Origin of the sequence: Faecalibacterium sp. I2-3-92 (genome assembly GCF_023347315.1) — a bacterium.
Taxonomy (GTDB): Bacteria; Bacillota; Clostridia; order Oscillospirales; family Ruminococcaceae; genus Faecalibacterium; species Faecalibacterium duncaniae.
Map to the genome: position 1 here is coordinate 1,115,289 of NZ_CP094470.1, position 20,945 is coordinate 1,136,233.

General features: G+C 54.6%; 34 protein-coding genes and 1 pseudogene. 21 read left to right on the plus strand and 14 right to left on the minus strand.

Annotated features, from left to right (window positions below; all coding sequences use genetic code 11):
- The first annotated feature begins 12 nt into the window (after positions 1-12).
- The 10 genes from MTP42_RS05410 (at position 13) to MTP42_RS05455 (ending at position 7,031) form a co-directional block, all read left to right on the plus strand.
- Positions 13-1,242, plus strand: a complete 1,230-nt coding sequence (locus MTP42_RS05410) for a reverse transcriptase/maturase family protein (RefSeq protein ID WP_005940879.1) — start codon at positions 13-15, stop codon at positions 1,240-1,242.
- 20 nt (positions 1,243-1,262) lie between these two features.
- Positions 1,263-2,498 carry a DUF6273 domain-containing protein gene (locus MTP42_RS05415; protein WP_249258128.1) on the plus strand — a complete coding sequence of 412 codons (1,236 nt, stop codon included), beginning with the start codon at positions 1,263-1,265 and terminating at the stop codon, positions 2,496-2,498.
- Between the two features lie 10 nt (positions 2,499-2,508).
- Complete coding sequence (locus MTP42_RS05420; protein WP_129872792.1) at positions 2,509-2,979, plus strand: hypothetical protein; 471 nt, start codon at positions 2,509-2,511, stop codon at positions 2,977-2,979.
- An 11-nt stretch (positions 2,980-2,990) separates the two neighbouring features.
- Entirely contained in the window at positions 2,991-3,434 is a 444-nt protein-coding gene (locus tag MTP42_RS05425; RefSeq protein WP_129872793.1) for a putative ABC transporter permease, read from the plus strand.
- Positions 3,435-3,446: 12 nt separating this feature from the next.
- Positions 3,447-3,644: a hypothetical protein gene (locus MTP42_RS05430; RefSeq protein ID WP_129872794.1), complete on the plus strand. Its 198-nt coding sequence runs from the start codon at positions 3,447-3,449 to the stop codon at positions 3,642-3,644.
- Positions 3,625-4,284 carry a D-Ala-D-Ala carboxypeptidase family metallohydrolase gene (locus tag MTP42_RS05435; protein ID WP_129872795.1) on the plus strand — a complete coding sequence of 220 codons (660 nt, stop codon included), beginning with the start codon at positions 3,625-3,627 and terminating at the stop codon, positions 4,282-4,284. Before MTP42_RS05430 ends, MTP42_RS05435 begins: the two co-directional genes overlap by 20 nt.
- A 17-nt stretch (positions 4,285-4,301) precedes the next feature.
- On the plus strand, positions 4,302-4,658 hold the full coding sequence (locus MTP42_RS05440) for a serine/threonine protein kinase (protein WP_243114925.1): 357 nt from the start codon (positions 4,302-4,304) through the stop codon (positions 4,656-4,658).
- A gap of 15 nt (positions 4,659-4,673) precedes the next feature.
- Positions 4,674-4,928 carry a phage holin gene (locus tag MTP42_RS05445; RefSeq protein WP_117504969.1) on the plus strand — a complete coding sequence of 85 codons (255 nt, stop codon included), beginning with the start codon at positions 4,674-4,676 and terminating at the stop codon, positions 4,926-4,928.
- Positions 4,929-5,613: 685 nt separating this feature from the next.
- Complete coding sequence (locus MTP42_RS05450) at positions 5,614-6,459, plus strand: hypothetical protein (RefSeq protein ID WP_249258129.1); 846 nt, start codon at positions 5,614-5,616, stop codon at positions 6,457-6,459.
- A 362-nt stretch (positions 6,460-6,821) separates the two neighbouring features.
- Positions 6,822-7,031 carry a hypothetical protein gene (locus tag MTP42_RS05455; RefSeq protein ID WP_156070560.1) on the plus strand — a complete coding sequence of 70 codons (210 nt, stop codon included), beginning with the start codon at positions 6,822-6,824 and terminating at the stop codon, positions 7,029-7,031.
- Positions 7,032-7,072: 41 nt separating this feature from the next.
- Here MTP42_RS05455 and MTP42_RS05460 read toward each other — a convergent pair whose 3' ends face one another.
- From MTP42_RS05460 to MTP42_RS05525, 14 genes are all read right to left on the minus strand, one after another.
- On the minus strand, positions 7,073-7,282 hold the full coding sequence (locus MTP42_RS05460) for a helix-turn-helix transcriptional regulator (protein WP_249258130.1): 210 nt from the start codon (positions 7,280-7,282) through the stop codon (positions 7,073-7,075).
- A gap of 135 nt (positions 7,283-7,417) precedes the next feature.
- On the minus strand, positions 7,418-7,558 hold the full coding sequence (locus tag MTP42_RS05465; RefSeq protein WP_129872799.1) for a protein phosphatase: 141 nt from the start codon (positions 7,556-7,558) through the stop codon (positions 7,418-7,420).
- A 138-nt stretch (positions 7,559-7,696) separates the two neighbouring features.
- Entirely contained in the window at positions 7,697-8,158 is a 462-nt protein-coding gene (locus MTP42_RS05470) for a hypothetical protein (protein WP_249258131.1), read from the minus strand.
- A 13-nt stretch (positions 8,159-8,171) separates the two neighbouring features.
- Positions 8,172-8,408 (minus strand): hypothetical protein, encoded by a 237-nt coding sequence (locus tag MTP42_RS05475; RefSeq protein ID WP_249258132.1) that lies wholly within the window; start codon positions 8,406-8,408, stop codon positions 8,172-8,174.
- On the minus strand, positions 8,390-8,812 hold the full coding sequence (locus tag MTP42_RS05480; RefSeq protein ID WP_249235677.1) for a hypothetical protein: 423 nt from the start codon (positions 8,810-8,812) through the stop codon (positions 8,390-8,392). Before MTP42_RS05480 ends, MTP42_RS05475 begins: the two co-directional genes overlap by 19 nt.
- Positions 8,813-8,822: 10 nt before the next feature.
- Positions 8,823-9,215 (minus strand): hypothetical protein, encoded by a 393-nt coding sequence (locus MTP42_RS05485; RefSeq protein WP_249258133.1) that lies wholly within the window; start codon positions 9,213-9,215, stop codon positions 8,823-8,825.
- Positions 9,215-9,544, minus strand: a complete 330-nt coding sequence (locus MTP42_RS05490) for a hypothetical protein (protein WP_249258134.1) — start codon at positions 9,542-9,544, stop codon at positions 9,215-9,217. The genes MTP42_RS05485 and MTP42_RS05490 overlap by 1 nt, the downstream gene beginning before the upstream one ends.
- Positions 9,544-10,083, minus strand: coding sequence for an LPD11 domain-containing protein (locus MTP42_RS05495; RefSeq protein WP_249258135.1), 540 nt, complete (start codon positions 10,081-10,083; stop codon positions 9,544-9,546). The genes MTP42_RS05490 and MTP42_RS05495 overlap by 1 nt, the downstream gene beginning before the upstream one ends.
- Positions 10,084-10,095: 12 nt before the next feature.
- Positions 10,096-10,365 carry a hypothetical protein gene (locus tag MTP42_RS05500; RefSeq protein WP_249258136.1) on the minus strand — a complete coding sequence of 90 codons (270 nt, stop codon included), beginning with the start codon at positions 10,363-10,365 and terminating at the stop codon, positions 10,096-10,098.
- Between the two features lie 31 nt (positions 10,366-10,396).
- Positions 10,397-10,576 (minus strand): hypothetical protein, encoded by a 180-nt coding sequence (locus tag MTP42_RS05505; RefSeq protein ID WP_249233300.1) that lies wholly within the window; start codon positions 10,574-10,576, stop codon positions 10,397-10,399.
- Between the two features lie 15 nt (positions 10,577-10,591).
- Entirely contained in the window at positions 10,592-10,840 is a 249-nt protein-coding gene (locus tag MTP42_RS05510; protein WP_249258137.1) for a hypothetical protein, read from the minus strand.
- A 13-nt stretch (positions 10,841-10,853) separates the two neighbouring features.
- Entirely contained in the window at positions 10,854-11,276 is a 423-nt protein-coding gene (locus MTP42_RS05515; RefSeq protein ID WP_249258138.1) for a hypothetical protein, read from the minus strand.
- A gap of 72 nt (positions 11,277-11,348) precedes the next feature.
- Complete coding sequence (locus MTP42_RS05520) at positions 11,349-11,507, minus strand: hypothetical protein (RefSeq protein WP_154251260.1); 159 nt, start codon at positions 11,505-11,507, stop codon at positions 11,349-11,351.
- A 21-nt stretch (positions 11,508-11,528) separates the two neighbouring features.
- Positions 11,529-11,696, minus strand: coding sequence for a hypothetical protein (locus tag MTP42_RS05525; protein WP_154251261.1), 168 nt, complete (start codon positions 11,694-11,696; stop codon positions 11,529-11,531).
- A 209-nt stretch (positions 11,697-11,905) separates the two neighbouring features.
- Between MTP42_RS05525 and MTP42_RS05530 the strand changes: the two are divergent.
- From MTP42_RS05530 to MTP42_RS05580, 11 genes and pseudogenes are all read left to right on the plus strand, one after another.
- Positions 11,906-12,667, plus strand: a pseudogene (locus MTP42_RS05530) (ADP-ribosylglycohydrolase family protein); the annotation flags it as partial.
- A 165-nt stretch (positions 12,668-12,832) separates the two neighbouring features.
- On the plus strand, positions 12,833-13,657 hold the full coding sequence (locus MTP42_RS05535) for a purine-nucleoside phosphorylase (RefSeq protein WP_249258140.1): 825 nt from the start codon (positions 12,833-12,835) through the stop codon (positions 13,655-13,657).
- 35 nt (positions 13,658-13,692) lie between these two features.
- Positions 13,693-14,151 carry a pyridoxal-phosphate dependent enzyme gene (locus MTP42_RS05540; protein WP_015563803.1) on the plus strand — a complete coding sequence of 153 codons (459 nt, stop codon included), beginning with the start codon at positions 13,693-13,695 and terminating at the stop codon, positions 14,149-14,151.
- Positions 14,152-14,388: 237 nt separating this feature from the next.
- Positions 14,389-14,853 carry an Hsp20/alpha crystallin family protein gene (locus MTP42_RS05545; RefSeq protein WP_005933975.1) on the plus strand — a complete coding sequence of 155 codons (465 nt, stop codon included), beginning with the start codon at positions 14,389-14,391 and terminating at the stop codon, positions 14,851-14,853.
- Between the two features lie 250 nt (positions 14,854-15,103).
- Positions 15,104-15,961 carry a YitT family protein gene (locus MTP42_RS05550; RefSeq protein ID WP_156057600.1) on the plus strand — a complete coding sequence of 286 codons (858 nt, stop codon included), beginning with the start codon at positions 15,104-15,106 and terminating at the stop codon, positions 15,959-15,961.
- A gap of 63 nt (positions 15,962-16,024) precedes the next feature.
- The gene (locus MTP42_RS05555; RefSeq protein WP_035394006.1) at positions 16,025-17,059 is read left to right on the plus strand and encodes an alcohol dehydrogenase; all 1,035 of its coding nucleotides are present in this window, start codon (positions 16,025-16,027) and stop codon (positions 17,057-17,059) included.
- A 172-nt stretch (positions 17,060-17,231) separates the two neighbouring features.
- Complete coding sequence (ade, locus tag MTP42_RS05560; RefSeq protein ID WP_249258141.1) at positions 17,232-18,971, plus strand: adenine deaminase; 1,740 nt, start codon at positions 17,232-17,234, stop codon at positions 18,969-18,971.
- A gap of 156 nt (positions 18,972-19,127) precedes the next feature.
- Positions 19,128-19,286, plus strand: coding sequence for a hypothetical protein (locus MTP42_RS05565; RefSeq protein ID WP_005932444.1), 159 nt, complete (start codon positions 19,128-19,130; stop codon positions 19,284-19,286).
- A gap of 56 nt (positions 19,287-19,342) precedes the next feature.
- Positions 19,343-19,834 carry an HD domain-containing protein gene (locus tag MTP42_RS05570; protein WP_215665878.1) on the plus strand — a complete coding sequence of 164 codons (492 nt, stop codon included), beginning with the start codon at positions 19,343-19,345 and terminating at the stop codon, positions 19,832-19,834.
- Between the two features lie 25 nt (positions 19,835-19,859).
- Complete coding sequence (locus MTP42_RS05575) at positions 19,860-20,201, plus strand: NAD(+) diphosphatase (protein ID WP_005932450.1); 342 nt, start codon at positions 19,860-19,862, stop codon at positions 20,199-20,201.
- Positions 20,202-20,339: 138 nt separating this feature from the next.
- A complete protein-coding gene (locus tag MTP42_RS05580; RefSeq protein ID WP_249258142.1) occupies positions 20,340-20,927 on the plus strand; it encodes a hypothetical protein in 588 nt (195 codons plus the stop codon).
- The last annotated feature ends 18 nt before the right edge of the window (positions 20,928-20,945 follow it).

Consider the following 20,945-nt stretch of genomic DNA (forward strand, 5'->3'; position numbering starts at 1 on the left):
CGGAGGGTCATTTTGACATACGAAGAACTGTGCAGCTTTGAGGTACTTTACAAAGCCTACCTTGAAGCCCGGAAGGGAAAGCGCAGTAAAAGCAAAACAATCGAGTACGAGGCGCAGGCGCTGGCCTGCACGGAAAAGCTCTCCCGTAAGCTGGCTGTCTGCAATGTGCGGCAGCCAGACGGGAGCATTCGGCAGCAGATACGCTATGTGCCAAGTAAGTTTGAGGTCTTTGCCGTCTACGAGCCGAAGCGCCGCATGGTACACGCCCCCGCATTTGTGGACAAGGTGGTGCTGCACGCTCTGGTCGATAACATCCTGTATGATGCCCTGACAAAGAGCTTTATCCGGGACAGCCACGCCAGCCAGACCGGAAAAGGCACAGACGACGGCCTGATGCGCCTGAAAACCCACATGGTGGACTATTACCGCCGTGAGGGCCACGGCGCGGACGGCTGGGTGCTGAAAGGCGACGTGCGGCATTTCTTCGCCAGCATCGACCACCGGAAGCTAAAACGCAAGCTCAAAGCCGTGCTGGACAAGCGCGGCGTTGACCCGCGTGTCTATGAGCTGCTTTGCATCTACATCGACGTGATGGAGGACGGCTTGCCGCTGGGCTACCAGACGAGCCAGCTTTTCGCCCTCATGTTTTTGGACGAGTTCGACCACATCATCAAAGAAAAGTACCGCATCAAATACTATGGCCGATACATGGATGATTTCTATATCATCTGTTCGGACAAGAAGAAATTGCAGTGCATTCTCCGGGATGTTCGGGCGCTCATGGACAGTTACGGCCTTGAGCTGAACCAGAAAACCGCCATTTTCCCGCTGCGGAACGGTATTGATTTTCTGGGATTCCATAGCTACCTGACCGACACCGGCGCGGTCATCCAAAAGCTGCGCCGGGATAGCTCCAAGCGGATGAAGAACAAGATCAGATATTGGGAGACGGCATACCCCGCAGGCGAAGTGACCAAGCAGGAAATCCTGCGGAGCTTTGATGCGTGGGATGCCCATGCCGCCCATGGTGATACTTACTCTTTGCGCCGCAAGTACGCTGACCGGCTCGAAAAATTGCTTGACTGTAAAATCCCTATCCATCGAAAAATCAACTCGAACAAACTCGCGCGTGACAGACGGCGGGCGAGGCAATGCCGCTGCATCTACAAGAAGCAGCACAAAGCCCTGTCCCTCTCTGTATCGCAGAACACGCGGCCCGCGGAGATCATGCCGTGGGCCTGAACGAAAACAAGGAGGTAACAATGGCAAACGTAAAACTGGGCACGAAAGCCGTTGGCAGCATTGTCAAAATCAAAGTCAACGGCGCGTCCAAAGATTTTATTGTTGTGCAGCAGGGCTTGCCCAGCAGCGCCTATGATGCAAGCTGCAACGGCGTTTGGGTGGTAATGAAGGACATCTATACCACGATGAAGTGGGACGGTTCCAACAACGACTACCTGAACTCCGACATGACCGCGTACCTGAATGGTACGTTCATCAGCCTGATCGATGCCGATATTCGCAATGCCATCAAACAGGTCAAAATTCCGTACACCAATTACTCGAACAACAATGTGATGAGCGGTTCTAACGGACTGAGCTGCAAGGTGTTCCTGCTGTCTGGCACGGAAGTCGGTTTCAGCGGCGTAAGCTACATGAACACCGAGGGTGCAAAGCTGTCTTACTTCGACAGCGCAAGCAAGCGCGTTGCCTACAACGGCAGCAGCGCTGCCATTTGGTGGCTGCGCTCTCCGTACACCAGCAGTAGCAACTACGTCTGGAACGTCAACACCGATGGCTCCGACTACGACATCTGGTACAACAGCTCCTATGGTGTTCGCCCCGCTTTCATTCTTCCCTCTACACTCGTGGTCTCTGACGATGGCACGGTCAGTGTCAACACTGCACCTACCGTCAGCACGGACGGCGCAGCTCTGGGGCGGAAGAACGCGTCCTTTGCGTGGAAGTACACCGTCAGGGATGCCGACGGCGACACCTTGACCGTCACCGAAAAGCTGGACGGCAAGAGCGCCAAGACCCGCACCGGCGTTGCCAGCGGCACGGCCCTGACCTTTGAGCAGACGGCCAGCGCTGCCGGATTCCAGAAAATCCTGAACGGCAACCACACCATCACCGTTGAGGTGAGCGACGGCAAGGAAACCGTCAGCACGTCCGCGACCTTTACCAAGGCCGTCCACGCCGCAAGCGTGACGCTGGCTGAACCGTTGGCCGTTGAGGGCGACATTACCGTTGCCGTGCTTCAGGTGACCGGCTCCATCCCCGATGATGCGAAGTTCAAAGCCGAAGTGACCAACAACGCACTCGACAGCTCCCCGGTCTGGCAGGATGCCACGACCGAGGTAAAAAAAGGCGTGAACATCGTCTTTGAGAATAAGACCGACACCAGCGGCGCGGCGTTTAACTTCCGCGTCAGCGTGGAGCGCGGCGAATCCGGCGAGGGCGGCTACATCGAAGCCGTCTCCGGCGCTTTCCAGTAAGGAGGACAGTATGGCTATTGAATGGAAGAAAAACGACCTTCCCACTCTGGCACAGAAGGTGGCGGACGACGCTTCTGAAACCTGCCAGAACTTTATTTATGCTGGCATTGACGTGGAGTTGTCCGACGGTACGCAGCACTTTTCGCTGATGCCCAACGACCAGACGAACATCGACTCGATGTTTGCGGCCATTACGTTGGGCGCGTCCGAATACCCTTACCACCCGGATGGCGGCAAGTGCGTTATGTACAGCGCGGCAGACATTATTACTCTGTACAGCGAATACAAGAGCTTCGTCACCAAACAGACGACCTACTGCAATGCGCTGCGCCAGTGGGCGAAGCGCGAGACCGACCCGAATGTTATCGGCTCCATCTATTACGGATGCGCCCTTCCCGAGGACCTCGAAAAGGAAGTCGGGGACATTCTCAGCGCGGCGCAGGCGCAGATTACGGCCATCATCAACAAGCTCTCCGCCTAAGGAGGACCGAAATGGCAAGGAACTCTGTATGTAAAACTGCCATCCTCTTTGTGTTCGGAGGGCTTGTATACTTCGGACTCGAGGTGCTTTTCAGAGGACATAGCCATTGGACGATGTTCGTCCTCGGCGGATTCCTTTTCCTGATTCTCGGTGAGCTGAATGAGGGCCTTCTTGAGTGGGATACCCCGCTCATTTGGCAGGGCGTCCTCGGCTCGGCCATCGTGACAGGAGCGGAGCTCGTTACCGGTATGATTCTCAACGTCTGGCTCGGCCTCGGCGTTTGGGACTACTCCGGTATGCCGTTCAACTACAAAGGGCAGATTTGCCTCCCGTTCAGCATTTTGTGGATTTTCGTGTCTATCGCGGCCGTTGTCCTCGATGACTGGCTGCGATACTGGCTGTTTGGGGAGGAGCATCCGCACTACACACTGTTCCGGCGCGGCGAGAGCCGCTGAAAGGAGCCGCCAATGAACCGCGAGGAGAGGCTCGAACAGCTTTTGACGGCCACCGTTAAGCTGCTCGACCGGTGGGAGGAATACTCCCTCGAAACGAACTGCGGGGAGCCGGAGGGCTACGGCGCAGCCCGCGCGGTGGTACACGCAGAATTTTCCGTACTCAAACAGACTGATAAAGGAGACGGTGAGAATGAGCGTAATTACCTTTAAGCCGAACGACCACACGAAAATTACCACGGATTTCGAGCGGTACGAGTTCGCCTGCCCGTGCGGATGCACGGCGCAGATGATTGACCCGGAGCTCGTCCAGAAGATGCAGACCATCCGCACCAAGCTCGGCAAGGCCATCAAGGTTACGTCAGGCTACCGGTGCGTGAAGCACAACGCAGACCCGAAAGTCGGCGGCAGCCGGACGAGCCGCCACCTCTACGGCATTGCGGCCGACTGGCGCACGAAGGACCGGAGCGTCAACCCCGTCGCCCTCGGCATCATCGCGGCCGCGCAGGGCTTTGGCGCGGTCGGCATCTACTGGCACGACAAGGCCGCCATTGTCCACACCGACACGCGCGGAGGCAAGGCTACATGGCTTTGCGTCCAGCCCGGCGTGTATCCCAGCACCACCTACAACAAGTTTGTCCTGCCGACCATCGAGCAGGGTTGCGAGGGAGCCGCTAACCGCGCAGCTACGGTTATGCTGCAGCGGCTCCTCGGCATCCCGCACGACGGCAGTTTTGGCCCGGCTACCACAAAGGCACTGATGACGGCCCAGCGTAAGCACGGCCTCGTCCCTGATGGCATTTGCGGCCCCAAGAGCTGGACTGCCCTGTCAGGCGCAGACAAATATCTGTGAGGGAGGAGGTGATATCAGTGGAAACATGGCAAATTCTCGTCACCGTTGGAGTGCCGTCTGGAATCTTTGGATTTGCTGTCTGGCTGATTGAGCGCAAAATCGAGCAGCACGAGAGAAAGCGGACCGAAGAAGCCAAGAAGCGCGAGAACATTGAAGCCCAGCGCGAAAAGAGCAGAGAGGAGCTGCAAATCTGCATCTATGAAACTTCTCTCGCCGCCATCGCCCTCGGCGAGGCCACCGCAAAGGCAGTTCAGCGCATCCCTGACGCGCACTGCAATGGTGATATGCACGCAGCCTTGGACTACGCCTCTAAGGTCAAACACGCACAGCGGGAAGTCGTTTCCCGCTGCGGAATCAAATCCATTGTCGAATGAGAGGAGAACGCTATTATGAAGTACAATAACAAAGTTTCCGCCGCCACCATCGCCCGTACCGCTGCTCTGCTGCTGGCTCTGGCAAACCAGATTTTGAGCGCGTTCGGCAAGTCTCCGCTGCCCATCGAGAGCAGCACGGTGGAACAGCTCGTCACCACGGGCATCACCACCGTTACGGCCCTGATTAACTGGTGGTACAACAACTCCTTTACGCAGGCCGCTATCGAGGGCGATAAGACCTACGAGAACGTCAAGAACCAGATTCACTAAGGACGCCCCAGCAGCTACCACATAACAGCACGAGCCTCCCGGTATTCCTCGCACAAGAGGGCCGGGAGGCTCTTTTTTTATTGCTGTTTTTTGCAATATCTTCCCCGGAAACGCACTTAAAACAGCATTTCCGGCGCGGTTATTCTCGTAAAAAGACATTTTCGGGACAGAAATGCACTTTTTGATACATTTTCTATCATTTCCGTGGATAACCGCAGAAAAACGGCGCGGAAATACCAGAACGACCCGAAAAGTGGAAAACTGGGTGGAAAAAGTTGATAAAAGGGTCATGCGAGACAACACACGCAGTTGTCCCAAAATACCACGAAAAACAATATAACCGGAGCGGAAATACCGTTTTGAACGCATATCCGCGCGGATATGCACTGAAAGCAGCATTTCCGGGTATTTCCGGCGAAACAATCGACAAAGTAGAGTAGAGTAAAGTAAAGAAGAGTAGAGAATATATTATACTCAGCGATTTTGCAATCGCTGGCGCGAAAGCCGTTGCCATTGTCCCTGTTAGGTGCTATCATAAAAGCACGACCACCAACACAGGACAGGAGGACAACAGTTATGGGTAACACAACTGCGTCCCTCACCCACGAACAACTGTTCGGGGGGGGCAACAATCGAGAAAACCGGCCTCGGCATCAAACTGGCCGCGCTCTCTATCGCAATTTGCATGACGCTCACCGGATGCGGCCAAACGACAGCGGGCAGCAGCTCGACGGGCGGGACAACCTCTAACGAGAAAAGCTACTCTGCAAGGCAGGAGGACACGCAGGTCCTAGAGGATGCAGCGAAAGCAGCACTCGATGAAAAGACCACGATGGAGGTGTCAAGCATTGAAGCCTTCGAGAACAAGGGCGAGTATTCGATGACTATTCGAGTAGTAGCAGCCGGAGGCTACTATATGCCAGACGTAGCGGAACAAACGGCGCAGGCGTTCTTTGACAAGGCGCAGGAGCTTGGCCTAAACGCAACGCAGTACGTTGTCACAGAATATAGCGAGAGCAGCACCGGAGCCAAAGAAAATATGCTGGCGTGGAGCAGTGATGACGGAGTGACCGGTATATACTCTGACGACAGCGGAGCGGAGCCCGTTGTAAAAATTGGCGTCAGCCTAAATGCTCTACGAGAGCTTGTTGGCAACATAAAAGAGCCAGAGAACAGCGAGGAAATAATTGCACTGTCGGCTGACTATCAAGGCGAGTGGGAAAGAGTAGGCCACGAAAAGTACGAGCGGCTTGTGGTGAACGAGAACACGGTGAATACCGTGCTTTTCGAGACCTCAAAAGATTGGAGAAAGGAAAAGACCGTTACACACATTTTTACGCTCTACTTCGGATTAGACGAGGAAAAAGGTCTGGTGGTAACGAACCAATACAAGCAGGTGATTCAGACCGTGTCAATGAACGAGCAGGGAGAAATCGAGCTATACGATAAGAGCCGGGATGAAACTGAAACGTATCGGAAAGTGAGCGACAGTACTGCTGTTCCGACGGTGGGACAGGTGTTGGCAGACTGAAATGACCCGGCAAGTGACGAAAACCTCCTGCGGAGACCCACAAAGCGTCGCAATGGTCGGACGGCAAACTTTACGGCTAGACCACAAAAGTCCGAAATCGAGGCCCCGGAGCCGTGCTCGTGGCGTTCTACGGCTCAACGCAGGAGAAAGCACTCCGAAAAGCTACCGGCAAACTGCCAGCAAGTTGAAATCAGCCTGCGGGAGACGGCCCACAGGGAGGTGATGGAGAGGGCTGCACGGGGACCACGAACAGCCCTCCCGTCACAATGGCTGCTCCGAAACACCCGCAGCGGGAAGAACGGCGCGCGCAAATCCTGTATGCGCGGCAGCGGCTCGACCACTGGCGGGCATAGGAGGCAAGCATGGAACAGTCTATTTATGAGCTCTACATGGAGCAGGTCAACCCGCAGGACACCCGCGAAATCATGCAGGCAGAGGACACGCTCACCGCGCTGCTCAAGCTGGTGGAAAACCGCGAATTGCGCGACGCCATCGACCGCGCAGCAGGCCGCGTTGCCTACCTCCGAGAAGTAGCGGCATTTGAGGCCGGTTACGGCTTTATGCCAGAATAACAAAAAGGGAGGCCCGGCATACCGCCGGACCTCCTAATTCTTTATAGCCCGAGATAATCCTCAATGCTCATGCCGAGCGCAGCAGCGACGGCGTGAATCTGGTAAACATCGCGCGGGACCCGGCGACCAGCCTCCCATTCCTCGAGCGTCCGCAGCGGAACGCCAGAGAGCCGCGACAGCTGGGTGCGGGTCAACCCGCGAGCCTCGCGCAGCCCGGTGATACGGGCGGCAACAGGCGTTAAAGCTGACATCTTGAAATCCCCCTTGAATCTGCTATAATAGAAATGCCGGAGAAGTGAGGCATCTGCAAGCTGTTTCTCACTCCCCCGGCGTTTCAGAACTCTGGCCGCCGTCATCGGCCTTTGTTCTTCATCGGAGAGCCCTGCTTACTTGTTGAGCAGGGCTTTTACTTTTTCCACGGCCTCCTCGAGCGTTTTGCTGTTACGCATAAGCTCAAGAATTTCACGGGTCCGGTTCTCCTTTGCCTCGTCTCGAAGCACCTCGGCGGTATTCATTTCGTCGTCCATGTCGTTTCCTTTCTGGCCTTGCCACCTTACTCATTGAGGAGCGGCCCCCTCAACTGACTATATTATACCACACAAGCGCGTGGAAAGCAAGAGCGAAATGGCAATTTCTTGAAATATTTTTGCGTACCTGTGAAAGATTTACTGCTCGATGTACCGAAAGAGAAAACCGCCCGCATGGGGTAACTTTCCCTTGCATACCTTTCCGATTGCGCTGTCATCCAGACCGGTAGCACGGGAGGCAGCAGCGATACTCGGATACTCATGTATGACCTGATTTGTCTTGCGGTCAATCTGGCAGACCGGAGCAAGCGTTGAGCCGTGATAGGCCCGGACACTCCGGCCGTATCCGTCGCCCGGTTCGGGAGCCGTCTTTCCGTTCCACTTTGCGCCGGATGCAAGACCACCGAAAAGAAAACCCTGCATCTCGTAGGCGCGGGACAGACGCCCAAGCAGCGTGTCGAGCTGGTCGCGCTGGTTGCGTTCGAGAGACTTGAGGAACGTGTCAATCTCCTTTTCGGCCTCGACAACCTCCTGAATCCCGACGTGTAAAACGTCGTTCTGCTCATATTTTTCGTACAACGTCCGATAGACAGCAGACATTGTGTTCCGCCTCCTAGTTGATAATCTTGTAGTCGAACGCATCGGACATCGGCAGGTCCGGCTCACCGTCCCGGCCATTACTGGATGCAGTATAGAGTTTGTCGTGACGCTCCCTCGGCATTGGACCGGGCTCTGTGTACTTCCAGATTGTGCCCAGCTCATCGACGAACACCTCGCGGCCGAAGTCGTCCGTGCCAATGAAGCTCAGGACGGCGACAGCGCGCCGGAGGCTCATTTTCTTTCTTCCCATTCTGCGGACACCTCCCCGTCTTTGTAAAAGAGATTTGCACGACGCAGGCGGAACGCCTCAAGAATGAGCGTGAAAGCAGTGTCGCAGGTGGCGTAGACCATCTCGAAACCGGGCATCTCCCATAGACCGGCATTATAGAAATTGGCAGCCAGCTCGACGACGATGCGCTCATTCTGGCTTAAATTGAACGCCTCTTCTGCAGCCGTAAACATCATGTAGTCCTCACCAATGACGGCAATGCGGAGCTCCGGCCAGCGCGTGAGCGCGGAGAGCAGATACAGGGACGCGCCCCAATACGGATTGATGCGCCCGGATTCGGGATTTACGATGTGAGGAATCCGCTGAAGCTCAGACAGGAACGCGGCCTCGTGCTCCGGGCTTTTGTATGTGATATTTATTTCCATGCGAACCTCCTTACATATCGACCGAAACAAAATGATAGGCGTACCAGCAACCGCGACGGCGAAAGAGCCTGACGCGGGTGGTAAAGAACTGACCGGAGCACCCCATGCCGTCATAACGGTCGTCGCGGTAGGCCCGGTGCATATAGAACCATTCGAGAACGCTCTCTTTTGAGAGGGGAGAGAGCTTCTCTGGCAGCTTAACGAGCTCGACGAAAGAATCGAACTCGTCGCGGATGATGTGGCAATCGGAAACCCGATTGACATATTCTCGGATGTCGCGCTTGAGCTGAGTGACGAACTCCTCGACGCGCTCACTACGCACCGGACCGGGAAACCGCTCGAACATGAGCAGGATATCGTATGCCTCCTTGAGGCTGTCATAATCGTGGATATCGCGGACCATTAGGCTCCCTCCCTTTCTTCCTTTGCCTTGCGGAGCTCCTCGAGAAACTCAGGGAGCGGCAGCCGCTCGAGCTGATACTCCCGGCGCGCGGCCGGAGACAGGCCGTTGAGCCATGTCTCGTACTTTGCCCGCTCCTGCTCCGCGCAGGCCCGGATGCTTGCGAGAGCATCCGCAGGCGGGTAATCCTCGCCGACGTACCAAGTGATTTTTCCCTCGTTGGAGATGTGAGCGACCATCTTAAAATCGCCGTCCTCCATCACGGCGGAGTTGCAGACTGTTACGCCGTTTCCGAGACAGCCAAGGAACAACTTGAAATTCTGGGCAGCCATCAGTAAATCTCCTCCTCGAGCATCTTTTTGCTGAACCGCTCAATCTCCTCGAGAGAGGTCCACTCCGGCTTCTCGTCGTCGGAAAAGCTGTCCCACAGGATGCGCATGGCCTGAATATGATTCTCAACGCAGCAGCCCCAGAGGTACTTGCTGAAACGCGAGCCGCAGCCGAGGAAATACTTGCAGTCCTGAATACAGCGGCTCAAGAGCCTGTATCGGAACTCGGCATCGGAGCCGACAAGGTCGGTGGCGACGTTGCCGAAATAATGAAATTCTGCGTCGCCAGCGAAGTAGAGCGTGACGCTGGCCTCAAGGCTACGCGGCCAGCCGTCCGGATACGGACGGGTCGAGCCGTCGGAAAAGTGGGTCATCGCGGTTGCAGTCACCCCGATGGCGGCCTCGTTTTCGCGAGGGCGGCAGAAGAACGTGCGAATCTGGATGCGCTCACACTCCATGGAACCGGCATTCCCGATACTGTCAGGGAACAGGGACACGGCCGGGTCATACCCGGCAGCTTTCAAACGCTCAAGAACGGTCATCAGAAGAACCTCCTATTCAAACGTATACACATAGCCGTTGTACGGAAAGGCAGCGGCAGCGGCGGCCGCCCGGGTGACCTCCTCGGCGAACTTCTTCGCCTCCTCCGGCGGAACCGTCCCAATGGAGGGCCAGCTCACGCCAAGATGAACAGCACCGTCAGGAGACGGCCGGAGCTCAAAGACCTCCACATTCCCGTGGATGCGGTTCTCGTCCTGCACCTTGCGGAGAGCGGCGAGAAAATCCTCAAAGAACACGGCAGGGAAATTACTTTCGTTTGTCATAAAATACTCCTTTCAGACCTTGCTGTGGCCATCACAAGATGGGCTTCGTCCAGCCGGTCCACCAGCAGTCGAAATCTTTCAGAATCTTCTCTCGGTTCTCCGGGGTGTCAGGCAGATTGTAGCCGGAGCGGGAGTTGCCGATGAAAAGTTCCCCGAAATCGTTCAGCCCACACGAGACACCGGTACGGCTGTCCTCTTTGAAAATAAGCATGAGACGAACCCTCCTTTACTGCACCTCTGCGACGCTCTCGTAACCCCAGCAGAAAACCCTGCGGCCCATCTTCTCGCAGCGGGATTTCAGTTCCCTCGCTGCGCTGTCGGCGGAGCTGATGCTCTTGTAACCGCACTCCACAACAGAACCGGCCGGAACCTTGCTCCCAAACGTGGAGCCGTTCTTTCCGGCGTACATCTTGAACTGGTTACCCGTCCAAGGCTCCTCGGCCTTGACGAACCCGAAATACCTTACCTGCGTCATAACGCGCACCTCCTTAATCTCTGTTCTCACGCTTCCACATGAGGAAGTTCTGGTAATCATCTTGACCCATCGAGACCGGCTTGCTCGTGTTGATGAAGTCGGGGCAACCGAAGCAGACGAGCTCGTCGGGGTTGCTGCGGGTCTGCGTCAGAACTTTGGCAGGGACGACGGTCTTCAGCGCCTTTCCGGACGGGACGCCCGGAACCTCAATGCGCCGGAGCAGCATATTGAAGTCGTAGTACCAGTCGAGATTCATGTACCGCTCCTCGCTGTCCGTGCTCTCGATTTCCTTGATGTACTCGGCCAGAGCACCGCGCACATCAAGACGAACCGGAGCGACGCTGTCGTCGTAGCTGTCGTAGAGGGTGATGGTCTCGGCCTTGCCGAAACGAACGGTCAGGGCGGCAACGCTGCCGGTGTACTTGTAGAGCTCCATAAAAACCTCCTACCCGAAACGGGTCTTACTGCTTGCTTGACGTCCCTAAAAGGGACACACGAAAGCAAAAAATTAAGCGACCTCAACCATACCAGCCAGACCGTAGAGGAGCTCGTGGTCCTCAAAGGAGATGCGCTCTTCCTCGAATGCACGGTCAATCTGCCAGTAGCACTCGTCGCGGTCGTTTTCGTTCTGGATTGCGGCGATTGCCTTGACCAACTTTTTGAACATATCGTTACCCCCTATCGACCATCAACCGAAATACTTGCTTGCGAACTGAGCCTTGCTGAGGGTCTTCATGTCGTAGACGTACTCGACAGCGTCTGCAACGTCCATGTCGGCACCGGTGACGAGCTCATTGACCAGAGCGGTAAAATTGTTTTCGCGGATGAACTGCTTCATGGATTCGAGAGTTTTCATAATCTTCCTCCTACCCTTTTCGGGTCACGTTCGTTCTTACACCCTTATTATAGACCCTAAAAGGGACAATGTCAAGTAAAATCTGGCAATTTGTGGCAAAAAGTTTTCGAGAATGACGCTTTTTGCGGCATTATGCACGAAACGGCGGCAGAACAGAAAGAAAGCAGGAGCCCGGAGGCTCCTGCTGATATAGTTATCCTGTTTATCCTAATGAATTTGACCACAACAATTACAAGCACAAGGATTTTCCGCTGCTGAGCGAGAAATCGCACTTCACCGATGATACCGTCATGACCGCTGCGGTGGCACGGGGATTGATTGCAGGTAAGGGCATCCCGGAGAGAACATTTGAAGAAACAAAGAGCGAGATGCGCATTTGGGGAGAAACATACCCTCATGCCGGTTACGGCGGGATGTTCCGCCGGTGGCTGCACGCAGAAAATCCGAAGCCCTATGGTAGTTTCGGCAACGGCTCGGCTATGCGGGTGTCAGCAGCGGGCTGGCTGTTCGATACGCTGGACAAAACATTGGAAATGGCAAAAGTGACCGCTGAAGTCACCCACAACCACCCGGAGGGCATCAAGGGCGCACAGGCCACGGCGGCAGCAATTTTTCTGGCTCATACCGGCCACAGCAAGCCGGCAATCAAACAATATGTGGAGCAGACCTTCGGCTATGACCTGAACCGCACCTGCGATGAGATACGCCCGACCTATCATCATGTGGAGACCTGTCAGGAAACTGTGCCGGAAGCAATCATTGCTTTTCTGGAAAGCGTCAGTTTTGAGGATGCACTTCGCAATGCAGTTTCTCTGGGCGGCGACAGCGACACCCTTGCCTGCATCACAGGCGGCATTGCCGAAGCTTTTTACGGGATGCCGCAGGAACTGCGGGACGAGACTTTGAAACGTCTGCCGGAGGATATCCGGGAAGGATATGAGCTGTTTCGGTGGAACATCGGCCAGAGATAAGACATTCGGAGAACCAAGGAGCAGATACAACACACTCGTGATGTGAAGTATCTGCTCCTTGGTTTTTAATAAGACTCGATGGAGGGCGTCTTGCATCGGCCTGAAAAATCCGATATACTGAACCCAGAGAGTATATCGAATTTTTTGGGAAAAGGAGAGAACGGTATGGAACATCTTTATGAAAAGGCACTGGAAAGTGCGGAATATATCAAGACGCACACGAAAAAGCGCCCGAAGATCGCGGTGGTGCTGGGCTCCGGCCTTGGCAAGCTGACCGCGGACTTTACGGACACGGAAGAACTGTCCTACAAGGATATCCCCAACTTCCCGGTATCCACGGTGGCAGGACACAAAGGCGCATTGTTGGCTAGCAAGCTGGGGGACACGGAAGTCTACGCCATGGAAGGCCGCTTCCATTTCTATGAGGGCTACTCCATGAATGAAGTCTGCTACCCGTTCTATGTGTTCAAGCTGTTGGACGTGGAAAAGGTGGTGTTGACCAACGCCTGCGGCGGCATCAACCGGGAGTTTGCGCCGGGCACCCTGATGCTCATTACCGACTTCATCAACATGATGGGCACGAACCCCCTCATTGGCCCCAACGATGAGCGCTTCGGCCCCCGCTTCCCGGACATGACCGAACCTTACAGTCTGGAACTGCGGAACCTTGCCAAGCAGACCGCCGATGAACTGGGCATTGCCTACAAGGAGGGCGTTTACATGGGCTTTATGGGCCCTTGCTATGAAACGGCGGCTGAAATTCGCGCCTTTGCGGGGATGGGAGCCGATGCCGTGGGCATGAGCACCGTGCCGGAAACCATGGTCTGCAACTACATGGGCATGAAGGTACTGGCCGTCAGCTGCATCACTAACATGGCCACCGGCATCCAGACGGTCAAACATAGCCACGCCCGCGTGCTGGAGATCGCAAATCAGGCAGGCGATACCCTGTGCCGATGGCTGGGTGCGGTGATCCAGAGAATGGAGTAAAAAAGATATACCATCCCGGAAATCAAAGAGTTGAAATGAATGATACAGAAGGCCATGTGGATATTCTGGTCTGCATGGCGGGCACCGGCGGCACGGGTTTTGGCACAGCAAGTTATCTGCGCAGCCGCAACCCGAATCTGCAAGTGGTTCTGGTGCAGCCCCATCCGGACTCCCGCCTGACCCCGGAGCACCCGGATGCGCAGATCATAGATGGCGTTTTGCCGGCGTATGATGTGCCGGAAAGTGCACTTTCCGACTATCTGCGGCCAGACTGGAGCGATGCGTGCATCAATGTCCGCACCGAGGAAGCCTACGAAACGGCCCATGAGGTGCTGCGGGCGGAAGGACTGTTTCTGGGCACATCGGCAGCAGCGGCTTTGCACGCAGCGGTGCAGGTGGGCCGCAGACCGGAGAATCAGGGAAAGAACATCGTGGTCATCGTCCCGGACAACGGCATGAAATATCTGTCTACGCCGATGTACCGACAGAAATGATAAAAATACGATGATGCGACTGAATTTTGAAAAGATTGCATGAGATTTTATGAAAGTATTATTCTTTTATGAATTTTAGCACTCATCTATTGACACTGCTAATGAACGGTGCTATAACAGTGGCGTGCTCAGGAGGAAGGGCAAAAGGAGAGCCGCTAGGCTCCCCGGAAAGCCCTTCTGAATGGACGCTTCAGATTTTTTGCCCCGACCCGAACGCCGGGATTGGAGGAATGATTTATGCTTATGCCGACTGTTTTCCATGAAAACCTGTTCGATGATTTCTTCGATCCGTTCTGGAATGACGCTGCACTGGAACGTATGATGAACCGTGAGGCGCGTGATACCTTTGGTAAGCGCGGTGCAAACATGATGAAGACCGATGTCAAACAGACGGACAACGGCTACGAAGTAGCGGTTGATCTGCCGGGCTGCAAGAAGGAAGACGTTCAGATGGATCTGAACGACGGCTACCTGACCATTCAGGCAGTGCGCAGCCACAGCAATGACGAAAAGGATCAGAAGGGTCGCTATCTGCGGCGCGAGACCTTCTCCGGCACCTGTGCACGCAGTTTCTACGTGGGCGATGTGAAGAAGGAAGACATCCATGCAAAGTTCGAGGATGGCGTCCTGCATGTTGAGCTGCCTGCTCCTCAGCAGACGAAGGCTTTGCCTGAGAACCCGAATCTGATTGAAATCGAGTAAAACGCCGGTCGTGTGCGCCAAGTCACACACGCACATAAGATGCCCCCGGAGAGCCGCAACAAGCTCTCCGGGGGCATTTTTGTTTCGCTATCTTTTCCGCAAGGGAAAAACATGGTATACTGAGAACAGCAACTCGGAATTTATGGAGGTACTTCACTATGGAATACAAACGCTTTGGCGGTAAGCTCCTTGTCCGCATCGACAAAGATGAGAAATTCGGTGAAACAAATTTGATTTTAGGGGGACAAAGATGAGTGATGTAAAAGGAAAGACCGGCGCAGTCCTGAGGGAGACGGCAGTCCTGACCGGGGCGGTGGCGATCATTGCGGCGGGCGTTTTCTTTTTTCTGGTGCCGAGCCATACATCCGTCAGCAGCATTTCCGGCCTTGGCATCGTGCTGTCCAATTTTGTGCCGCTGCCCTTGTCGGTCATTACGATGATCCTGAACGTCGTGCTTCTCATCATCGGGTTCTTTACCTGCGGCAGAGAATTTGGCGCAAAGACCGTATACACCAGTGTGCTGCTGCCGGTGTTTCTGGGGCTGTTTGAAAAGCTGTTCCCGGAGTTCGGCTCGATGACCGGCAGTCAGGAGCTGGACGTGCTGTGCTATATTCTGGTGGTCAGCATCGGGCTGAGTATTTTGTTCAATCGCAATGCATCCTCCGGCGGGCTGGATATCGTGGCAAAGATCATGAACAAGTACCTGCACATGGAATTGGGAAAAGCCATGTCTCTGTCGGGAATGTGTGTGGCGCTTTCCGCGGCCCTGGTCTACGATAAAAAGACCGTGGTGCTGAGTATCCTCGGTACTTACTTCAACGGCATCGTGCTGGACCATTTCATCTTTGATAACAGCATCAAACGCCGCGTCTGCATCATCACCGAAAAAGAGGAGGCGCTGCGTCAGTTCATCCTCCATGACCTGCACAGCGGTGCGACCATGTACGAGGCCATCGGTGCATACAATCTGGAAAAGCACAACGAGATCATTACCATCGTGGACAAGAGCGAATATCAGAAGCTGATGAACTTTATCAACCGGGAAGACCCCAAGGCTTTTGTTACCGTTTACAATGTGTCCAGCATGCAGTATCAGCCCAAGATCTAATCGGCGGAGAGCTGCGTGGTATACTCAAGTCCGGAAATATCAAAGCGCATGGAGGTAAAAAGCATGCTGACCTATACCTATGTTTCAGAGGGGACGTTTGCCCTGATGGAAAAACCAAAGCCGGTGCTGCAGCACGAGCGGGACGCCATTGTAAAGGTGACCCTTGCCAGTATCTGCTCCAGCGATCTGCACATCAAGCACGGCAGCGTGCCACGGGCGGTGCCCGGCATCACGGTAGGGCACGAGATGGTGGGCATCGTAGAAGAAGTGGGCAGTGCGGTGACCAATGTGAAACCCGGCGACCGGGTGACGGTGAACGTGGAGACCTTCTGCGGAGAGTGCTTTTTCTGCAAAAAAGGCTTTGTGAACAACTGCACCGATCAAAACGGCGGCTGGGCGCTGGGCTGCCGCATCGACGGCGGGCAGGCCGAGTATGTCCGGGTGCCCTTTGCGGATCAGGGACTGAACAAGATCCCGGACGGCGTTACCGATCGGCAGGCGCTGCTGGTGGGCGATGTGCTGGCCACCGGCTTTTGGGCGGCACGCATCTCGGAAATCACCCCCGAGGATACCGTGCTGATCCTCGGTGCAGGGCCGACTGGCATCTGCACGCTGCTGTGCGTCATGCTGCACAGCCCCAAGCGCATCATCGTCTGTGAAAAGGACGCAAGCCGCCTGCAGTTCATCCGTCGGCACTACCCGCAGGTGCTCACCGTGCAGCCGGAGGACTGCGCCGCCTTTGTGCGTGCCCACAGCGACCACGGCGGGGCCGATGTGGTGCTGGAGGTGGCAGGGGCAGACTCCACCTTCCGGCTGGCATGGGAGTGTGCACGGCCCAACGCCATTGTGACGGTGGTGGCACTGTACGATAAGGCACAGACCCTGCCGCTGCCGGAAATGTACGGCAAAAACCTCACCTTTAAGACCGGCGGCGTGGACGGCTGCGATTGTGAAGAAACGCTGCGTCTCATCGCAGAAGGCAAGATCGATACCGAACCGCTCATCACCCACACCTACCCCCTGCGCCGGATCGCAGAGGGCTACGAGCTGTTTGAAAAGAAACGGGACGGCGTGATCAAGGTGGCAGTGGAGTGCTGACGGTCTGCGCCAAGTCACACACGCACATAAGGTGGCCCCGGAGAGCTGTAACAAGCCCTCCGGGGCCATTTTTGTTCCTGGCATCTTTTCCGCAGCGGCAAGGCGTGGTAGAATAAGGGCAGAACCAATCCACAGGTGAGAAAATCGAACTTCAGAGAGAGGAGATGTTTCTATGCAGTCTGATGAGCTGAAACGCCGGATCTCGGCAGGCAGAGGAGATGCTTTGGCCGATCTGGTTTTGAAAAATGCCAGAATCGTCAATGTGTTTACCGATGAGATCGACACCGCTGATATTGCCATCAGCGGAAATTCAATCGTGGGCGTGGGCACGTATCATGGCCGGAAAGAAGTTGATCTGCACGGCAAATATGTCTGCCCGGGCCTGATCGATGGGCATATCCACATCGAAAGCTCCATGCTCTGTGGTCCGGCTTTCGAGCAGGCAGTGCTGCCCCACGGTACCACTGCGGTGGTCACAGACCCACACGAGATCTCGAACGTTGCGGGGCTGGAAGGCTTGGATTTTATGCTGGAAACGACAAAAAATCTGACCCTTTCGGTTTATTTCATGCTGCCCTCCTGTGTTCCGGCCACGGATCTGGATGAATCCGGTGCGGTGCTGAACGCAGAACAGCTCCGGCCTTACTACGGCGATCCCCGTGTGCTGGGGCTTGCGGAACTGATGAATGCCTACGGGACGGTGCGCTGTGACCCGAAGATCCTGCAGAAGATCCGCGACTGCACCGAAGCGGGAAAGATCGTGGATGGACACGCACCGCTCTTGAGCGATAAGGACCTGAATGCTTATATTGCGGCAGGCGTTCGGTCCGATCACGAGTGCTCCAACATCGAGGAAGCCATGGAAAAACTCCGGCGCGGACAATACATCATGATCCGGGAAGGAACGGCTGCCAAAAATATGGAGGCCCTGATGCCGCTGTTCCGGGAGCCTTATTGCAGCCGCTGTATGCTGGTGACGGATGATAAGCACCCCGGTGACCTGCTGGACAGCGGCCACATCGATTCCAACATCCGTAAAGCGATCCGGCTGGGCGCAGACCCGGCAGTGGCCGTCAAAATGGCAACGCTGGTCCCGGCACAGTATTTTGGGTTCAAGCAGCGCGGTGCCGTAGCACCGGGGTACCGGGCAGATCTGGTTGTGGTTTCTGATCTGGAATCCTTTACGGTCGAACAGGTTTACAAGAATGGCACGCTGGTGGCCGAGCACGGAAAAACGCTGAAACCTGCACCGCTTGACATCGACCGTGTGAGATTTTCCCACGTTATGGATTCCTTTGATCTGGATGAGATCACACTGCAGGACCTGGAACTTCGGGAAAGCGGGGAGCAGGAGCGTGTCATCTGCCTGAACCGGGGCGAGCTGCTTACGGAGGAAAAAATCATCCCGTTCCAACGGCATCCGGGCAAAGCTCCCGGTGTGGACCCGGAACACAACATCGTAAAACTGGCCGTTTTTGAGCGGCATCATCACTCCGGCCATGTGGGCATTGGCTTTTTAGGAAACTTCAGCCTGAAATGCGGAGCCGTTGCATCGAGCATCGCACATGATTCCCATAACCTGATCGTGGCAGGGGACAACGATACCGATATGATGCTGGCCGGCAACACTGTGCGGAAAAACAAAGGCGGACTTGCGTTTGTGGCAGATGGACAGGTCGTGGCAGAACTTGCGCTTCCGGTGGCCGGATTGATGAGCAACGAAAGCGCAGAGAGCGTTGCGGCGAAAATGCAGGCGCTGAACGATGCCCTCAAGGCACATGGTGTAGCGGAAGATATCGGCATCTTTATGACCCTCGCCTTCGTCAGCCTTCCGGTCATTCCAAAACTCAGACTGAATACATACGGCATCATCGATGTAGCGCAGCAGAAAGTCGTTCCGGCTGTTTTTTAATACGCGATAACAAAAATACTGCCGGAGACCGACCCGAATGGTCCGTCTCCGGCAGCAGAACAGTTCGTTCCTACTCTTAGAAGCGAGCCACATCAAGAGAAAAATTGACGGAAATTCTTATTTGATAAATCGGAATTTGACGAGGAGCGTGATTGTATGGGGAAAGCGATTTTAGCAATGATCGTAACCGTAATTGTTGGGTATATAAGTGGTGCCATCTTTGCAAATTGGGTCAATGCACCAGAGTGGGGCGTTATTCTTGCTGTTGCTGTGATGGGAGCATTTATCATTTACTTCAATGATAAGAAACAGTAAACAAATTCGCGTTTATCAAGGTGAACATTTAAGTATTAAAAACGGGAGTGAAACAAATGATGACCATTGCACAGATCATGGAAAAGATGATCGCCTTTTCCGAAGGGAATATCCATGACATCACTCACCTGAGCTGCGTGTGGACCTATGCCAAAACCATTGGTGAGCTGGAGGGGCTGGACGCAGACACGCAGTTTATTCTGGAGGTGGCGGCCATCACCCACGATATCGCCTGCCCGCTCTGCCGCAAAAAGTACGGCAACACCAATGGTAAATATCAGGAGCAGGAGGGTGCTCCGCTGGTGCGGGAGTTCTTGGCGGATACCGGCATGACGGCAGAACAGATCGACCGTGTGGCCTATCTGGTAGGGCACCACCATAGTCCGGCGCAGATCAACGGCATTGACTATCAGATTCTGATTGAGGCAGATTATATCGTCAATGCGTCCGAAAGTGGGTACGGCCGGCAGGCAATCCGAACCTTTATGGAACATACGATGAAGACGGCAGCAGGTATCCGGCTGACGAAAACAGTGTTTGGAGTGTAAAAATGATTCAGAAGCATTGCTTTGAATGCGGTACGGCAAGCCCTCTTATATTCTGGTGGCTGGATATGTGAACCGCGGTGAGGCAGAAGAACACGCCGTGGTACGGGAAGTCCGGGAAGAAACCGGGTTGGAAGTAGAGCACCTCCGGTTCAACCGTACCAAGTTTTTTGAGCCGTCTAACACGCTGATGTGCAACTTTACCGCTTTCGTCAGAACCGCAAAGGCGCTGCATATCAACCACGAAGTGGACCGCTGCAAGTGGTTCACCCCACAGGAAGCCAGAGAAAACATCCGTCCCAACAGCCTTGCAGCGGAATTTTTGAATGCGTATCTGGACGAAGTGGGGAATAAGCCGATGGAAATGTGATTCGTGGCTGTGCCACGGGAATTTTGACGGAAAGTATGGAAAAAAGTTGGTTCGGCCTGTTTCGGTTGACTTTTTTATAAAGAATCGGTATATTGATACTATATAGTATCAATAAGTATCAACTGCGAGGTGGACAGAATGGATGGGGCACAGTTTGCCAAAATGCTTTCAGATAAGCATTTGTTTGAACTCAATCGGATGGAATACAAGTACTCGACTGTCAGCGTCAAAGAATTTGCCGAATTGCTGCGGCAAAACTTTGCGCAGCCTCTGCCGTTGACTGATTTTTCTGGAAATAAGCTGTTTTACCTGCCGAACCTCGCGCAAATTTCAACAAATGGTATGAAGCAGTTGCTCTCTGTCCCAGTCAGTGGACAAAACTTCGGTTTGTCGGCGATGACCGAGGAAATTTATGCGACTTTTCAAATTGAAAGTATCCGCTCGACCCGCAGCAGTATCCGTTATATCCTCGATGGTTATGCCCCTCGTGATGAACAAGAAGCCCGCATCTATGGTATGAAGCGCGGACTGGAGTTTATCGCGAATCGTCAGAATACGATTACCGAGGAGAATCTGCATCACCTATATCAGATCAGCACAGGGGATTATGCCGCCAGAGCAGTCATATTGAAAGACATCTCGCCTGAAAGTGAATTCAGGCGGGACTTTTTGTTTTTTATTGTAAAGGCTGGTTCCTGTTCTTTTGCGGAGATGGCTACACATTAAAGAACTTTGGCCTCATTG

What these genes read in the sequence shown, in the direction of transcription:
- MTP42_RS05550 (WP_156057600.1), top strand. Translation starts at nt 15,104, where the DNA reads ATGAGTGATGTAAAAGGAAAGACCGGCGCAGTCCTGAGGGAGACGGCA.
- MTP42_RS05420 (WP_129872792.1), top strand. Translation starts at nt 2,509, where the DNA reads ATGGCTATTGAATGGAAGAAAAACGACCTTCCCACTCTGGCACAGAAG.
- MTP42_RS05475 (WP_249258132.1), bottom strand. Translation starts at nt 8,408, where the DNA reads ATGGGAAGAAAGAAAATGAGCCTCCGGCGCGCTGTCGCCGTCCTGAGC.
- MTP42_RS05510 (WP_249258137.1), bottom strand. Translation starts at nt 10,840, where the DNA reads ATGACGCAGGTAAGGTATTTCGGGTTCGTCAAGGCCGAGGAGCCTTGG.
- MTP42_RS05545 (WP_005933975.1), top strand. Translation starts at nt 14,389, where the DNA reads ATGCTTATGCCGACTGTTTTCCATGAAAACCTGTTCGATGATTTCTTC.
- MTP42_RS05485 (WP_249258133.1), bottom strand. Translation starts at nt 9,215, where the DNA reads ATGGTCCGCGATATCCACGATTATGACAGCCTCAAGGAGGCATACGAT.
- MTP42_RS05570 (WP_215665878.1), top strand. Translation starts at nt 19,343, where the DNA reads ATGATGACCATTGCACAGATCATGGAAAAGATGATCGCCTTTTCCGAA.
- ade (WP_249258141.1), top strand. Translation starts at nt 17,232, where the DNA reads ATGCAGTCTGATGAGCTGAAACGCCGGATCTCGGCAGGCAGAGGAGAT.
- MTP42_RS05470 (WP_249258131.1), bottom strand. Translation starts at nt 8,158, where the DNA reads ATGTCTGCTGTCTATCGGACGTTGTACGAAAAATATGAGCAGAACGAC.
- MTP42_RS05435 (WP_129872795.1), top strand. Translation starts at nt 3,625, where the DNA reads ATGAGCGTAATTACCTTTAAGCCGAACGACCACACGAAAATTACCACG.
- MTP42_RS05535 (WP_249258140.1), top strand. Translation starts at nt 12,833, where the DNA reads ATGGAACATCTTTATGAAAAGGCACTGGAAAGTGCGGAATATATCAAG.
- MTP42_RS05415 (WP_249258128.1), top strand. Translation starts at nt 1,263, where the DNA reads ATGGCAAACGTAAAACTGGGCACGAAAGCCGTTGGCAGCATTGTCAAA.
- MTP42_RS05505 (WP_249233300.1), bottom strand. Translation starts at nt 10,576, where the DNA reads ATGCTTATTTTCAAAGAGGACAGCCGTACCGGTGTCTCGTGTGGGCTG.
- MTP42_RS05520 (WP_154251260.1), bottom strand. Translation starts at nt 11,507, where the DNA reads ATGTTCAAAAAGTTGGTCAAGGCAATCGCCGCAATCCAGAACGAAAAC.
- MTP42_RS05460 (WP_249258130.1), bottom strand. Translation starts at nt 7,282, where the DNA reads ATGTCAGCTTTAACGCCTGTTGCCGCCCGTATCACCGGGCTGCGCGAG.
- MTP42_RS05525 (WP_154251261.1), bottom strand. Translation starts at nt 11,696, where the DNA reads ATGAAAACTCTCGAATCCATGAAGCAGTTCATCCGCGAAAACAATTTT.
- MTP42_RS05495 (WP_249258135.1), bottom strand. Translation starts at nt 10,083, where the DNA reads ATGACCGTTCTTGAGCGTTTGAAAGCTGCCGGGTATGACCCGGCCGTG.
- MTP42_RS05425 (WP_129872793.1), top strand. Translation starts at nt 2,991, where the DNA reads ATGGCAAGGAACTCTGTATGTAAAACTGCCATCCTCTTTGTGTTCGGA.
- MTP42_RS05515 (WP_249258138.1), bottom strand. Translation starts at nt 11,276, where the DNA reads ATGGAGCTCTACAAGTACACCGGCAGCGTTGCCGCCCTGACCGTTCGT.
- MTP42_RS05565 (WP_005932444.1), top strand. Translation starts at nt 19,128, where the DNA reads ATGGGGAAAGCGATTTTAGCAATGATCGTAACCGTAATTGTTGGGTAT.
- MTP42_RS05480 (WP_249235677.1), bottom strand. Translation starts at nt 8,812, where the DNA reads ATGGAAATAAATATCACATACAAAAGCCCGGAGCACGAGGCCGCGTTC.
- MTP42_RS05430 (WP_129872794.1), top strand. Translation starts at nt 3,447, where the DNA reads ATGAACCGCGAGGAGAGGCTCGAACAGCTTTTGACGGCCACCGTTAAG.
- MTP42_RS05455 (WP_156070560.1), top strand. Translation starts at nt 6,822, where the DNA reads ATGGAACAGTCTATTTATGAGCTCTACATGGAGCAGGTCAACCCGCAG.
- MTP42_RS05490 (WP_249258134.1), bottom strand. Translation starts at nt 9,544, where the DNA reads ATGGCTGCCCAGAATTTCAAGTTGTTCCTTGGCTGTCTCGGAAACGGC.
- MTP42_RS05500 (WP_249258136.1), bottom strand. Translation starts at nt 10,365, where the DNA reads ATGACAAACGAAAGTAATTTCCCTGCCGTGTTCTTTGAGGATTTTCTC.
- MTP42_RS05450 (WP_249258129.1), top strand. Translation starts at nt 5,614, where the DNA reads ATGACGCTCACCGGATGCGGCCAAACGACAGCGGGCAGCAGCTCGACG.
- MTP42_RS05575 (WP_005932450.1), top strand. Translation starts at nt 19,860, where the DNA reads ATGCGGTACGGCAAGCCCTCTTATATTCTGGTGGCTGGATATGTGAAC.
- MTP42_RS05445 (WP_117504969.1), top strand. Translation starts at nt 4,674, where the DNA reads ATGAAGTACAATAACAAAGTTTCCGCCGCCACCATCGCCCGTACCGCT.
- MTP42_RS05465 (WP_129872799.1), bottom strand. Translation starts at nt 7,558, where the DNA reads ATGGACGACGAAATGAATACCGCCGAGGTGCTTCGAGACGAGGCAAAG.
- MTP42_RS05540 (WP_015563803.1), top strand. Translation starts at nt 13,693, where the DNA reads ATGAATGATACAGAAGGCCATGTGGATATTCTGGTCTGCATGGCGGGC.
- MTP42_RS05580 (WP_249258142.1), top strand. Translation starts at nt 20,340, where the DNA reads ATGGATGGGGCACAGTTTGCCAAAATGCTTTCAGATAAGCATTTGTTT.
- MTP42_RS05555 (WP_035394006.1), top strand. Translation starts at nt 16,025, where the DNA reads ATGCTGACCTATACCTATGTTTCAGAGGGGACGTTTGCCCTGATGGAA.